Genomic DNA, 13,748 nt, shown 5'->3' with positions numbered 1-13,748 from the left:
CTTTCGGATGACCACGACCCGCAAGATCAGCCTGCATGACCTCTCGAAGCTCGACGCCGCGCAGCGCTCGCAGCTGCTGAAACGCAGCGAGGCCAGCATCGCGCCGATCCTCGACAAGGTGAAACCGATCATCGAGGCGGTGAAGAACGAAGGCGACGTCGCGCTCGCCCGCTTCGCCCGCGAGTTCGACAAGTCGCCAGTCAATCCCGACAGCATCGCCGCGACGCCGGGCGATTTCGACAAGGCGCTGGTGAACCTGGACCAGGAGGTGCTGAAGGCCCTCGAATTCGCGGTGGAATCCATCCGCAAGTTCCACCAGGACCAGAAGCCCGAGGAGATGTGGCTGCACGAGATCCGACCGGGCGCCTTCGCCGGCGACCGCTTCATCGCGATCCCCTCAGTCGCCTGCTATGTCCCGCGCGGCAAGGGCTCGTTCCCGAGCGTGGTGATGATGACGGCGATCCCGGCGGTCGTCGCCGGCGTGAAGGAAGTCTGCATCGTCACCCCGCCCGGCCCCGACGGTAAGATCGACGACGCCACCCTGGTGGCGGCGCGGCTGATCGGCGTCGACCGCGTCTACAAATGCGGCGGCGCCCAGGCCGTGGCCGCCGTCGCCTACGGCACCCAGACCGTGCAGAAATGCGTGAAGATCGTCGGCCCCGGCAGCCCCTGGGTCGTGGCGGCGAAACATCTCCTCGCCGACGTCATCGACCCCGGCGTGCCGGCCGGCCCCAGTGAATCCATCATCCTCTGCGACGAGACCGCCGACGGCCGCCTCGCCGCACTCGACCTCCTGATCGAATCCGAGCACGGCCCGGATTCCTCGGCCTTCATCGTCACCAACAGCCCGAAGGTCGCGGCCGACGCGATCGCGGCGATCCCCGGCTTCCTCGACAAGATGGGCGAGCAGCGCGCCGGCTTCGCCTCGACCGTGCTCGGCGGCACCAACGGCGGCGTGGTTCTCACGCAGAGCTTCGACGAAGCGGTCGCCTTCGTGAACGACTTCGCGCCGGAGCACTTGCAGATCCTCTCCGACGTGCCCTTCGAGCATCTCGGCAAGATCGTCAACGCCGGCGAGATCCTCTTGGGCAACCACACGCCCTGCACCCTCGGCAATTTCGTGCTCGGCCCCAACGCCGTGCTGCCGACCAACGGCCAGGCCAAGACCGCCTCGCCGCTTTCGGTCTTCGACTACATGAAGCGCAGCTCCGTCGGCTACGTCACCGCCGCCGGCTACCCGCCGCTGGCGCAAAAGGCCCGCATCCTCGCCACCTACGAGGGCTTCGTCGGCCACGCCAACGCGGTCAGCGAAATGCGCGACGGCATCCTCGGCAAGTAGCCTCGCCCGCGCCCTCTTCCCCTCTCCCCTTGCGGGAGAGGGTTACGCAGCGTTGGCGAGGCAGAGCCGAGCCTACGCGCAGTTGGGTGAGGGGTCGCTCGGTCTCACCATTCAGGCTTCACTGCTACTGTCACAGAAATGTGCGATGGCTCACTCGCGCTCTAGGCGATAAACTGCCGGCGTGGTCGATCGGAAGTTGGCGAGGCGGGAGCAATGGTCCGTGTGATTGGCTTATTGGGCGTCGTGCTGACGCTTTGGATGGCGGCGCACGGTGCGCCGGCCCAAGAAGTCCTGCCGCCGCCCTGCGATGCCCCGCCCTACCAACCCGACCAGATCTTCAAGAAGCTCTCCCGCGAACAGATCGTCGCGCAGCCGGAAGTCATCGTCGAAGGTGTCATTGAGTCATTCACTCCAACTGACACAAGCTCCGACGTGCAAGGTCCGCCCTTTGCGACCATGCGCGTAGACAGAGTGTGGAAGGGTAAAGCGGCATCAAGGGTGACCTTGGCGACTTGGGGGCGAAATTACTGCGTGCTTGAGTCTCTGGTGGGAAAGCGAGTCCGATTCGGCGCGGACATTTACAGCGGGATTACTCACGACCCTGCTCTTGGCTGGTTCGTCAACACGAACCGGAGTGTCCTCACATATTTGGGTTTCGATATGCCGCTTCAGGACAACGAGCTCGATCGTCTTTTGAATGCCTACCAATCTGAGACCGAAGCGCGGGAGGCGGCTGCCGACAACAGAGAGTCTCGGTTGGAGTTCGCCAAGTATCTGCGCGCAAACCATGAAACGAACCAGGCATTCGAGGTTGCCGAAGCCCTGCTGCGCGCGGATCCGGGTGATCTCGATGTGATGCTCTTCCTGTCAATTGTCCGAACCGAAGAAGGCATTCGCTACGAGCCCGAAGAGACACTGACAGAGATCGAGTTGAAGGCTCCCAAGACCGATGAATGGCGCAGCAAGATCGCACGTACGCGCTTTTTCGCCACCGGTCAGCTTACCGCCGGCGGAAAGGACTGGTCCGACTTGAAGCAAGAGCACGCGCATTGCTACAGCGAGCGGGCGAATTTTGACGACACGATCTTCGACCGCGCCGAGTTGCCGCAATGCGCCTTCCGCTACAGCAGCTTCCGCAACGCCAGCTTCCGCGGCGCCGACTTGACCGGTTCCTACTTCCAGGACTCCGACCTGACCGGCGCGAGATACGATTGCGCGACCAAGCTGCCCGATGACCTCGACCCGAAGGCAGCCGGCATGATCAGAGTCGAGGGAAGCTGCAGCGCGCCCGCCCCTTGAATCCGCCCGCGCGGGTCGCCAAGTGATCGATGCGGTTGCAACTCACGCGGGCTCGGGGGCCGGCTGGTGACTGTCGCGACAAGCGCCGATAGAAGGGCATCCATCTGGCGCGGGATCAACATCGGCCTTTGCCTGGCCGGCCTGGTCGTCTTCGGCGGCCTGCTCTACTCTCTGCAGGCCGCGCCGCGCGATTTCGAAGCCCGGGCGCAAAGCTTCATCGTCGATGAGATCGACGCCGCGCTGTCGCCCGACAGCGCCATGAGCCGGCTCGCGGGAATAGGCGGAGATCTCGCCCTGCCGGCGGATCGCCTGGCGGCCTTGCAGGAGAATTTCCTGGCCGCGCAACGCAGCTTCATCGCGCTCTTCGTCGAGACGCTCTGCGTCGCCGACTGCCGCACCCAAGAGTTCCTCAAGACCGAGCTTCTGAAGGCCTATGAAAGCATCCCGACCGACCTGAAGCCCGGCTTCGACGCCCTGAGCGGCATGGTCGCGGCGCAGTATCACGCCGCGTTCGACGCATTGAAGCGCGACATCAGGATCTTCCTCGGCGCCAACCTGATCGTGCTGGCGCTGGCGCTCGTCCTCGCCCTGGTGCGCGGCCGCGCCGCGCGCCACCTGGCGCCGCTCTCGATCCTGCTGACCGGCGCGACCCTGCTGATGACCTATTGGTACATCTTCGGCCAGAACTGGATCCTCACCATCATCACCTCGGACTATTTCGGCTGGTCCTACCTCGGCTTCCTCGGCCTCGTCTTCCTGCTGCTCGCGGACATCGCCCTCAACCAGGCGCGCGTCATCAGCAGAATTCTCAACGCCCTGTCGGATGCGCTGGGAACCGGCATCGCATGGTCGCCCTGTTGATCGTCGGCCCGGACCTTGTCTGGCTTCGGATCGACAGATGAAGTATACTGCTGAGCTGCTGGCGCTTCTCGCAGGCGCAGGCATCCTCGGTCTACCTCCCGGCGGATCTTGTGCCCGTGCCAGCACATCTGCCGTTGCCCGTGTCCGTGTGCTTTGAGCGTTGACCGGGCGTTTGCGGAATCAGATCAGACGCGCCCGGGACGGAAAGACGCTTTCATGCGGTCGCCGTGTTGCCCCCGACCGAACAGCATATTGGATTTGCATGGTTTCTCTGGCGCCAAACCCGGACAGGACCCGGACAGAAATGGGACTTTATACGCTCGCCAGCTGCCCCGACGGCGCGGCCCCACGTGCACCGGATGGCGCGCGTCTGCGTCCGAGCTGCCACGCAGACGGAACGCAGACCGCGCAACTTCTCCCGCGATTTCAGCATGATGGACCGCGGCGCCGCGCGTCCGTGTTTGCGCTGCAACGCAGACCGGACGCAGACAGAATGAACTCAGTCCCGGATCTTCGGTTCGCGGTCCCAGATCCGACCCTGCTTGGCCGCTTTGATGAACTTGGCGGCATCGGCCGTCACGTCGATGACGCCGGCATCCATCTCGATCGCGGCCTTCTGCAGCAGCGGCTTCGCCTCCGCCGTATGGCCGATCACCTTGAGATGTCCGAAGGCATCGCGCACCCAGTTTACCGGGTCAACCTGCTTCGCCAAGGTCGCGGCGCCCTCCGCCGAGGCGACGATGGCGACATGGTCGAACACGACCGACGGCGCGCCGCGGAGCGCCTGATCGACGGCGAGAGTCTTGCCGCCCTTGACGGTGACGCCGCCCGCCTTCGGCGCAATGATCTGCGCGGTGGCGCCTTCCTTCTCGATCGCCTTCTGAAGCTGGCTGACCACCGCGCCGTCGGCGCCGTCGGTCACCAGGATGCCGACCTTCCGCCCTGCGAGCGTGGGCTTCCACTTCTTCAGAATGCTGAGCGCATCCGAGGCCGGCAGGTCGATCGGCTTCCGCGCCGGGGTGATCGCATCGGCCTCGCCTACCATGCCGAGCTTCTCCGCAACCGCGTTGCCGAGATCCTTGTCGATCAGCATCAGGTGGCCGAGCATCCGCTTGCGGATTGCCTCGATCTCGACCTTGCCGAGCTCGAAGGTGAAGGCGCCGATGATGTGGTTCTGCTCCGGCTCCGACTGCGAGCGGAAGAACAGCCGCGCCTGGCTGTAATGGTCGGCGAAGGTCTCAGAGCGCTGCCGCAGCTTGTCCCCAATGTCCGCCTTCGGGAAGGTGGCGAAGCCCTGGGCCGGACTCTCTCGCGGGCTGTCGGGCGCAATGCTGTTGGGCTCGTAGTTGGCGCGGCCCTTGTTCACCTCCATGCGGCGCACGCCGTCGCGCTGGAAGTTATGCATCGGGCAGCGCGGCGCGTTGATCGGGATCTCGTGGAAATTGGCGCCGCCCAGGCGCAGCAGCTGGGTGTCGGTGTAGGAGAAGAGCCGCCCCTGCAGCAGCGGGTCCTCGGTGAAATCGATGCCGGGAACGACATGGCCGGGATGGAACGCCACCTGCTCGGTCTCGGCGAAGAAGTTGTCCGGGTTGCGGTTGAGCGTCAGCCGCCCGATCACCTCCAGCGGCACGGTCTCTTCCGGAATCAGCTTGGTCGCGTCGAGGATGTCGAAGGGCAGCTTGTCGGCGGTGCGCTGGTCGAAAGCCTGGATCGCGAAATCCCATTGCGGGAAGTCGCCCTTCTCGATCGCCTCGAACAGGTCGCGGCGGTGGAAGTCTGGATCGGCGCCACTGATCTTCATCGCCTCGTCCCAGACCACCGAGCTCGAGCCCTGCACCGGGCGCCAGTGGAACTTCACGAAGGTCGACTTGCCCTCCTCGTTCACGAAGCGGAAGGTATGGATGCCGAAGCCTTCCATGAACCGCAACGCCCGCGGAATCGCCCGGTCCGACATCGCCCAGCAGACCATGTGCAGGCTTTCCGGCATCAGCGAGATGAAATCCCAGAAGGTGTCATGCGCAGAAGCCGCCTGTGGATAGCCGCGGTCTGCCTCCATCTTCACCGAATGCACCAGGTCGGGGAACTTCATCGCGTCCTGGATGAAGAAGACCGGGATGTTGTTGCCGACCAGGTCGAAGTTGCCTTCCTCGGTATAGAACTTCACCGCGAAGCCACGCACGTCGCGCGGCAGGTCGACCGAGCCCGCGCCGCCCGCCACCGTCGAGAAGCGCACGAAGACCTCGGTCTTCTTCTTCGGGTCGCTGAGGAACTTCGCCTTGGTCAGGTGCCGCATCGACTTGGTCGGCTGGAACACGCCGTGCGCGCCCGAGCCGCGCGCATGCACGATCCGCTCCGGGATCCGCTCATGGTCGAAATGGGTGATCTTCTCCCGGAGTATGAAATCCTCGAGCAACGTAGGCCCGCGCGCGCCGGCCTTCAGCGAGTTCTGGTTATCCGAAATCGGCGTGCCCTGGTTCGTGGTCAGCACCGGCCCGCGCGCGGCGACCTGATGCGTCTCGCCGCTCTTGCGCGGCGCCGTCGCGATCTCGGATTTCGCCTTGCCGCCGTTGCTTCCGCCACGCGCCGGTTTCGCCATGCGATCCTCCCTGAACAATGGAAGCCGCCGGCTGCGTCGGCATCGACGCGCCCTGGTTCAATCCGGCTGGCTACAGCAAAAAGCCGCGCATTGCCGGAAGGTTCCGGACGAGATTGGAATCGCTCTTACGAAAACGCCGCTCAGTTGAGGCGATCGAGATTGAGCTGCTGATAGCGCTGGTTGTCGAGGTAGTGCTGCTGGCCCCAGTTTTGCGGCTTGCCGCCCGCCGGCGGCGGTCCATAGGTATTGGTGCCGCAGGCGGCAAGACCGAGTAGAAGAGCGCCAGAGAAGGCGATGAGCGCGGTGCGAAGCCCGCGGGAAGCAATGCTGTTTGTCATGGTGAAGATCGGTACCTCAGCTTGCCGCGCCCAGGGTCGCGCGCGGCGATACCTTCTATGTAGGCACGCTACCGCAGCGCACCAAGGCCGGCTGCCGGGAAGGAGACGATGGTCACAGCCCGCACCGCCCGGCGCGTATCAATGCAAATCAACCGCAACAGGACCGCGCGGCCTCGCTGCTTTCGGTCGCAGCCTCGGGCTGCACCGCCGCGCGGCGGCGGGCCACGATCTCGGCGAGGATCGAGAGCGCGATCTCTTCCGGCTCGATGCCGTGGATGTCCAGTCCGGCCGGAGCCTTCAGCCGCGCGATTCGCTCCGGCGCCAGGCCCTGCTCGGCGATCTGTGCCTTCAGCACCTCTGCCTTGCGGCGGCTGCCGACGAAGGCGACGTAGCGCGCGGGGGTGCCGAGCGACGCGGCGAGCGCTTCGCGATCGCGCTTGCCTTGGGTCGCGACGACGACGTAGTCCTCCGCCTCAACGCCGACCTCGGCGAGGTTGAAGCCGGCAACCTTCTGGTCCTCCGCGGCGAAGGCGGCGACATCGTCGGCCAGGGCCGCGCCGACGATGCGATAGCCGAGCCGCCGCCCGAGATCGGCGACCGCGACGGCGACCGGCGAGGCGCCGCAGACCACCAGGCGCGGGCTCGGGCGCATCGGCTCGACGAAGATATCGACCGTGCCGCCGCTGGGGCAGGAGCTCTTGTGGAGCTCGGTGCCGTCGACATCGACCGCGCTCACCACCTCGTCCTTGGGCTTCACGCGGATGAGCCGGGGCTTGCCTTCGCGCAGCACCGTCGCGGCGGTCTCGCGGATCGAGCGCTGCACGCAGGCGCCGCCCATGAAGCCCTTGATCGCGCCGTCGTTGAGCACGACGGCTTTCGCCCCGGCCTTGGCCGAGGTCGCATGTTCGGTGCGCACCACGGTCGCGACGCAGAAGCTCTCCCCCGCTTCCTTGAGACGGGCGATTAAGGGAATGACATCGAGATCGGGACGAGTCATGACAGTCTCCGGATCAAAGCCGTGCAAACGCCGCTTCCAGCGCCGCAAGATCATTCAGCGTGGCGGCGGCGGCGAAGAGGTCGATGAAAGGCAGGCCGGCCTGCATGCCGCGCGCGACCGGTGCATAGTCGCGCCAGCCGAGCAGCGGGTTGAGCCAGATGAGACGCGGCGCCCGCTGCTTCAGGCGTTCGAGCTCTTGCGCCAGGCGCTCCGGCGGGTCGGTGTCGTAGCCGTCGCTCATGACGATGACCACGCTGCGGGAGTCGATCACCGCCTTGGCGTAGCGCGCGTTGAAGGCGGCGAGCGATTCCGCGATCCGGGTGCCGCCGCCGAAGCCCTGGCTCAGCAGCATCAGCCGATCGACCGCGCGCGCCGGGTCGGAATCGCGCAAGGCCTCGCTGATCCGGGCCAGCCGGGTGTGGAAGAGAAAGACCTCGACCGCGATCTCCGAACCCACGAGGCCGCGCGCGAAGGCGAGGAAGGCCCGCGCATAGGGCTTCATCGAGCCGGAGACGTCGAGCAGCAGGATGATGTTGACCGGCCGCGCCGGCCGACGCTTGCGCAACAGCTCCAGCGGCTCCATGCCGTGGGCGAGGTTGCGGCGCAGCGTGCGGCGGAGATCGAGGCCCCGCCCCTTGCGCGCCGCGCGGCGCCGCCGGCTGAGGCGATAGCGCATCGCGCGGGCGAGGTCCTCGGCGATGCGCGCGGCTTCCGCCAGCTCCTCGGCGTCGGCGATCCGCGCGATGTCGCGGCGCGCCAGCTGCTCGCGCCGGCTGGCGATGAGGCGGCCGGCACCGTCGCGGTGGCTGATCGGTTCGTCGCCGTCGGTGAGCTGCGCCTGCGGCACGGTCGCGGTGCGGTCCTGCGGCGACGGCAGCACCTTGTCCCAGACCGGCGGCGGCTTCAGCTCACGCATCTCGGCCGAGGCGTCGTTGGCCGGCACGGCGCGCCGCAGGCCGCGCCCATGCCAATAGGCGTCGTAGAGTTCGTCGAAGCCTTCCCACTGCTCGCGGCTGCCGGTGAGCAAGGCCTTCATCCCGAGCCGCGCCGCCGTGGAGTCGACACCATCGGCGAGGAAGCTCAGCGTCGCCTCAGCCTCCGCCGGCCCGATGCGATAGCCGCTGCGCCGCAAGTGCGCGACGAAGCCGGCGACACGCTCGGAGGGCAGCATGGGAGTCATGCGGTGCGCCCGAACAACCTGAGAAGCACGCCCAAAACTCGGTCGTCATCCCAAGGCTTGGCCTTGGGATCCACGAGTTTCTCTGCGGCGGGCAAACTCGTGGATGCCAAGGCCCCCGCGGACGAATGTCCGCATTCGCGGACGGGGCCTTGGCATGACTGCGTTTGGGGTTGCTCTTGGCGTACCCTGTCTTCCGCCATCACGACCAGCCAATACCCGCTACCGCAGCAGCACATCTTACGCCACCTTGCCGATGAGCCGCGCGGTCACCTCGGGCGACACCGCCTTCAGGTCCGCATCGGTCTTCAGCAGGCACATCAAGGTCGCCTGCAGGGTCGCGGGATCGCGGTCCAGGCGGTCGAGGCCGATGCCGATCAGCGCGCGGGCCCAGTCGATGGTCTCGGCGACGCCGGGCTTCTTCTCCAGGTCCTCGCGGCGCAGCCGCTGCACGAAGCCGACGATCTGCTGCAGGATCTGCTGGTCGGCATCCGGCAGATGCGCGCGCAGGATCCGCACCTCCTTCGCCTCGTCGGGAAACTCGACATAGGCGTAGAGGCAGCGCCGCCGCAGGGCATCGGACAGCGCCCGGGTGCCGTTGGAGGTCAGCACCACATGCGGCACCGCCTTGGCGGCGATGGTACCGAGCTCCGGGATCGTCACCTGGAAATCCGAGAGCACTTCGAGGAGATAGGCCTCGAACTCCTCGTCGGCGCGATCGATCTCGTCGATCAAGAGGACCGGCGGCTTCTCCTGAGAGATCGCCTCCAGCAACGGCCGGCGCAGCAGGTATTCCTCGGTGAAGACATGCCGCTCCATGGCGTCCGCCTTCATCCCCTCGGCTTCGTGCGCGCGGATCGCCAGCAGCTGGCGCTGATAGTTCCACTCGTAGATCGCCGCCCCCGCGTCGAGGCCCTCGTAGCATTGCAGGCGGATCAGGCGGGCACCGAGCACGCGGGCCAGCGCCTTGCCGACCTCGGTCTTGCCGACGCCGGCCTCGCCCTCCAGCAGCAGCGGCCGCTGGAGGTCGATCGCGAGGGTGAGCGCCATCGCCAGGCTGTCCTCGGCGATATACCCCGCCGCGTCCAGCCGCTGCTGCAAGGCGCGGTGGTCGAAGGCCATCGGCCGCTACTTCACCAGCCCCAGCTTCTGCGCCGTCTTCCAGACCCGCCAGTGGTCGTGCGGCATCTGGGTATGCGTGAGGCCGAGATGGGCGAAGGCGTCGCAGACCGCATTGGAGAAGCAGGAGACGCCGCCGACATTGGGTGATTCGCCGACACCCTTGGCGCCGATCGGGTGATGCGGCGACGGGGTCACGGTGAAGTCGGTCTCCCAGAGCGGAGTCTCCACGGCGGTCGGCAGGAAGTAGTCGAGGAAGCTCGACCCCGTCACGTTGCCGACCTCGTCATAGGCGATCTCCTGGCCCATCGCGATGGCCAGCGCTTCGGTCAGGCCGCCATGCACCTGACCCTCGATGATCATCGGGTTGATCCGGGTGCCACAATCGTCCAGCGCATAGAAGCGGCGGATCGACGTCACGCCGGTATCGACATCGACATCGGCGACGCAGATATAGGCGCCGAACGGATAGGTCATGTTCGGCGGATCGTAATAGCTGACCGCCTCGAGCCCCGGCTCGATGCCGGGGATCGCCTTGTTATAGGCGGCGAAGGCGATCTCCTTCATGGTCTTGAACCGGTCGGGCGCGCCCTTCACCTGGAAGCGATCGACGTCCCATTCCAGATCGCTGTCGTGCACCTCGAGCAGATAGGCGGCGATCATCTGCGCCTTGGCGCGGATCTTCCGTCCCGCCATTGCGGTCGCCGCACCCGCGACCGGCGTCGAGCGCGAGCCGTAGGTGCCGAGGCCGTAAGGGGCCGTGTCGGTGTCGCCCTCCTCCACCGTGATGTCGGAGGCCGGCAGGCCGATCTCGGTCGCCAGGATCTGGGCGAAGGTCGTGGCATGGCCCTGGCCCTGGCTGATCGTGCCCAGCCGGGCGATGGCACTGCCGGTCGGGTGGATGCGGATCTCGCAGGAATCGAACATACCGAGCCCAAGAATATCGCAATTCTTCACCGGGCCGGCGCCGACGATCTCGGTGAAGAAGGCGACGCCGATGCCCATCAGGCTCCGGGTCTTGCCGGCGGCGAAGTCGGCGCGGTTCTGCTTCTGCTCGGCGCGCAGGCCCTTGTAATCGACGGCGGCCAGCGCCTTGTCGAGCGCGGTCTCGTAATCGCCGCTGTCATATTCCCAGCCGAGCGCCGACTTGTAGGGGAATTGCGCCTTCTTGATGAAGTTCTTCCGCCGCACCTCCGCGGGATCCATGTTCAGCTTGCGCGCCAGCACATCCATCATGCGCTCGATGAAGTAGCTGGCCTCGGTCACGCGGAAGGAGCAGCGATAGGCGACGCCGCCCGGTGCCTTGTTGGTGTAGACGCCATCGACCGAAAGGAATGCCGTGGGGATGTCGTAGGAGCCGGTGCAGATGTTGAAGAAGCCGGCCGGGAACTTGGTGGGATCGGCGCAGGCGTCGAAGGCGCCGTGGTCGGCGGTCACGTGGCATTTCAGGCCCGTGATGCGGCCGTCCTTGGTCGCGGCGATCTCGCCGGTCATGTGATAGTCGCGGGCGAAGGCCGTGGCCGTGAGGTTCTCGATCCGGTCCTCGATCCACTTCACCGGCACGCCGAGCACGATCGAGGCGACGATGGCGCAGATATAGCCGGGATAGACCCCGACCTTGTTGCCGAAGCCGCCGCCGATATCGGGCGAGACGATGCGGATCTTGTGCTCCGGAATGCCGGAGATGAGCGACGCCACCGTGCGCACGGCATGGGGCGCCTGGAAGGTGCCCCAGACCGTCAGGTGGCTGTTGATCTTGTCCATCGAGGCGACGCAGCCGCAGGTCTCCAGCGGACAGGGGTGCACGCGCTGATAGGAGACGAACTCCTTCGCCACCACCTCCGCCCCCGCCAGAGCCTTGTCCGTCGCCGCGGCATCGCCGACCTCCCAGGTGAAGATGTGGTTGTGGTGCCGGCGTGCGCCGTGGGCGCCTTCTTTTTTGTCCTTGATATCCTCCCTGAGCAGGGGCGCATTCGCGTCCATGGCCTTGAGAGGATCGGTGAGCGCCGGCAGCTCTTCATACTCGACCTCGATCAGCTCGACCGCGTCGGCCGCGACATAGCGGTCGGTGGCGACGACGAAGGCGACTTCCTGGTTCTGGAAGAGGACCTTGTCGACCGCGAGCACCGCCTGCACGTCGCCGGCCAGGGTCGGCATGTAATGGAGGTTGAGCGGTTTCAGGTCGTCGGCGGTCAGCACCGCCTTGACGCCGGGCAAAGCCAGCGCCTTCGACTTGTCGATCTTCTTGATCCGCGCATGGCCGTAGGGCGAGCGGACGAAATCGCCGAACACCATGCCGGGCAGCTTCATGTCGTCGACATACTTGCCCTTGCCCTGGGTGAAGCGGGCATCCTCGACGCGCTTCCTTTTGCAGCCCAGGCCCTCGAGCTTGGCGGTGCGTTCGGCTACGGAAGTTCCATCGGCGGCGCTCATTCTGCGGCCTCCTTCTTGCCGGAAAGCTGGTCCGCGGCGGCGCGGATCGCCTTCACGATGTTCTGGTACCCGGTGCAGCGGCAGAGATTGCCGGCGATGCCGTGGCGGATCGCGACCTCGGTCGGGTTCGGATTTTCCTGCAGCAGCCGATAGGCGCGGGTGATCATGCCCGGCGTGCAGAAGCCGCATTGCAGACCGTGATGCTCGCGGAACATCTCCTGCAGCACATGCAGCGTGCCGTCGGCATTGGCGATGCCTTCGATCGTGGTCACGTTCGCGCCGTTGGCCTGCGCCACGAAGACGGTGCAGGACTTCACCGATCTGCCGTTGAGATCGACGGTGCAGGCGCCGCAATGGCTGGTGTCGCAGCCGACATGCGGGCCGGTGAGCGACAGCTGCTCGCGCAGGAAATGGATCAGCAGGGTCCGCGGCTCGGCGAGGGCTTCGACCTCGCCGCCGTTGACCGTCATCTTCACATGCATCTTTCCCATCATCCCCTCCTCTAGCGCGCGCGCTTGGCGGCGGCTTCGATCGCGCGCCGCACCATCACGCCGGCCACGGATTTGCGGAAATCGACCGGACCGCGCGCATCCTTGGAGGGCTGCGCGATGCCGACGGCGGCAGCGACTGCCTTGTCGATCGCGGCGGCGTCGAGGCTCGAGCCGACCAAGGCGGCGCCGGCGGCTTCTGCGAAGAGCGCGGTGTCGCCGACATTGGTGAGGGCGATGGCGGCACTGGCGCATTTGCCGCCCGAAATGGTGAGCACCGCCGCCGCCGCGGCGGTCGCGTAGTCGCCGATCTTGCGCTTCTGTTTGATATACGCGCTGCCGTGCCCGACCGGCGGCTTCGGGATGCGGATGGCGGTCAGGATGTCGCCGTCCTTGAGCTCGGTCGCGTAGGCGCCGTGGTAGAAGGCGCGGGCCTTGATCTCGCGGGCGCCGCCGGGGCGTTTCACCAGGTAGACAGCGTCGAGCGCGATCATGACCGCCGGCATGTCGTTGCCGGGATCGCCGTTGGCGACATTGCCGCCCAAGGTGCCGCAATAGCGGACCTGCGGGTCGGCGATCTGCTCGGCGGTCTCCTTGAGGAGCGGGATCGCCGCCGCCAGCGCAGCGGACTGGATGACCTCGCGCTGGGTGGTCATGGCGCCGATCTCGATTGCGGCGCCGCTGTCCTTGATGCCCTTCAGGGCGGCGATGTCCTGGAGATCGACCAAGTGGCCGGGTTGCGCCAGGCGCAGCTTCATCATCGGAATGAGGCTGTGGCCGCCGGCGACGACCCGGGCCTCGTCGCCATGCTGGGCGAGGAGCTTCAGGGCGTCATCGAGGCTGGCCGGACGGTGATAGTCGAAGTTGGCAGGTATCATGGGTCTCCCTCCCATAATGTTTCTTGGTCTTTGTCCAAGACCTTGATCTCCGGGGAGAAACGGCGTGAGCCCGAAGTGACCAGGGTCGCCGGGCCTGCACGAAATGCGCTGGGGCTGCACGAATGACGGCGCCCGGAAGCCAGCCGCCGCCTCCAACCTGTCGAGTGCGTAACAATCTTGCATCCGGGCATCGACAAGAATCGTGGCGGCACATCAGGTTGCC

11 protein-coding genes are annotated in these 13,748 nt (G+C 66.2%); 3 read left to right on the top strand and 8 right to left on the bottom strand.

Annotation, left to right across the window (positions count from 1 at the left end; all coding sequences use genetic code 11):
- The first annotated feature begins 7 nt into the window (after nt 1–7).
- From hisD to ACH2CY_RS23075, 3 genes are all read left to right on the top strand, one after another.
- Nucleotides 8–1,339 (top strand): histidinol dehydrogenase, encoded by a 1,332-nt coding sequence (gene hisD, locus ACH2CY_RS23085; protein ID WP_395022035.1) that lies wholly within the window; start codon nt 8–10, stop codon nt 1,337–1,339.
- Between the two features lie 213 nt (nt 1,340–1,552).
- Complete coding sequence (locus ACH2CY_RS23080) at nt 1,553–2,638, top strand: pentapeptide repeat-containing protein (RefSeq protein ID WP_395022033.1); 1,086 nt, start codon at nt 1,553–1,555, stop codon at nt 2,636–2,638.
- A gap of 66 nt (nt 2,639–2,704) precedes the next feature.
- Nucleotides 2,705–3,499: a hypothetical protein gene (locus tag ACH2CY_RS23075; RefSeq protein ID WP_395022032.1), complete on the top strand. Its 795-nt coding sequence runs from the start codon at nt 2,705–2,707 to the stop codon at nt 3,497–3,499.
- Nucleotides 3,500–3,998: 499 nt separating this feature from the next.
- Here the strand turns inward: ACH2CY_RS23075 and ACH2CY_RS23070 are convergent, their stop codons facing one another.
- The 8 genes from ACH2CY_RS23070 to ACH2CY_RS23035 form a co-directional block, all read right to left on the bottom strand.
- On the bottom strand, nt 3,999–6,095 hold the full coding sequence (locus ACH2CY_RS23070; RefSeq protein WP_395022030.1) for a catalase: 2,097 nt from the start codon (nt 6,093–6,095) through the stop codon (nt 3,999–4,001).
- Nucleotides 6,096–6,235: 140 nt separating this feature from the next.
- Nucleotides 6,236–6,433: a hypothetical protein gene (locus ACH2CY_RS23065; protein WP_395022029.1), complete on the bottom strand. Its 198-nt coding sequence runs from the start codon at nt 6,431–6,433 to the stop codon at nt 6,236–6,238.
- Between the two features lie 148 nt (nt 6,434–6,581).
- The gene (locus ACH2CY_RS23060) at nt 6,582–7,430 is read right to left on the bottom strand and encodes an XdhC family protein (protein WP_395022028.1); all 849 of its coding nucleotides are present in this window, start codon (nt 7,428–7,430) and stop codon (nt 6,582–6,584) included.
- Nucleotides 7,431–7,443: 13 nt separating this feature from the next.
- Nucleotides 7,444–8,610 (bottom strand): VWA domain-containing protein, encoded by a 1,167-nt coding sequence (locus ACH2CY_RS23055; protein ID WP_395022027.1) that lies wholly within the window; start codon nt 8,608–8,610, stop codon nt 7,444–7,446.
- 237 nt (nt 8,611–8,847) lie between these two features.
- Entirely contained in the window at nt 8,848–9,729 is an 882-nt protein-coding gene (locus ACH2CY_RS23050) for an AAA family ATPase (RefSeq protein ID WP_395022026.1), read from the bottom strand.
- A 6-nt stretch (nt 9,730–9,735) separates the two neighbouring features.
- Nucleotides 9,736–12,159, bottom strand: a complete 2,424-nt coding sequence (locus ACH2CY_RS23045; protein WP_395022025.1) for an aerobic carbon-monoxide dehydrogenase large subunit — start codon at nt 12,157–12,159, stop codon at nt 9,736–9,738.
- Complete coding sequence (locus ACH2CY_RS23040) at nt 12,156–12,653, bottom strand: (2Fe-2S)-binding protein (protein ID WP_395022023.1); 498 nt, start codon at nt 12,651–12,653, stop codon at nt 12,156–12,158. The genes ACH2CY_RS23045 and ACH2CY_RS23040 overlap by 4 nt, the downstream gene beginning before the upstream one ends.
- A gap of 8 nt (nt 12,654–12,661) precedes the next feature.
- The gene (locus tag ACH2CY_RS23035) at nt 12,662–13,525 is read right to left on the bottom strand and encodes an FAD binding domain-containing protein (RefSeq protein ID WP_395022022.1); all 864 of its coding nucleotides are present in this window, start codon (nt 13,523–13,525) and stop codon (nt 12,662–12,664) included.
- Nucleotides 13,526–13,748: the final 223 nt, after the last annotated feature.

Source organism: Dongia sp., assembly GCF_041905885.1.
Classification (GTDB): Bacteria; Pseudomonadota; Alphaproteobacteria; order Dongiales; family Dongiaceae; genus Dongia.
Note: the sequence above shows the minus strand (reverse complement) of the source record. Positions and strands in the feature narration are given on the sequence as shown.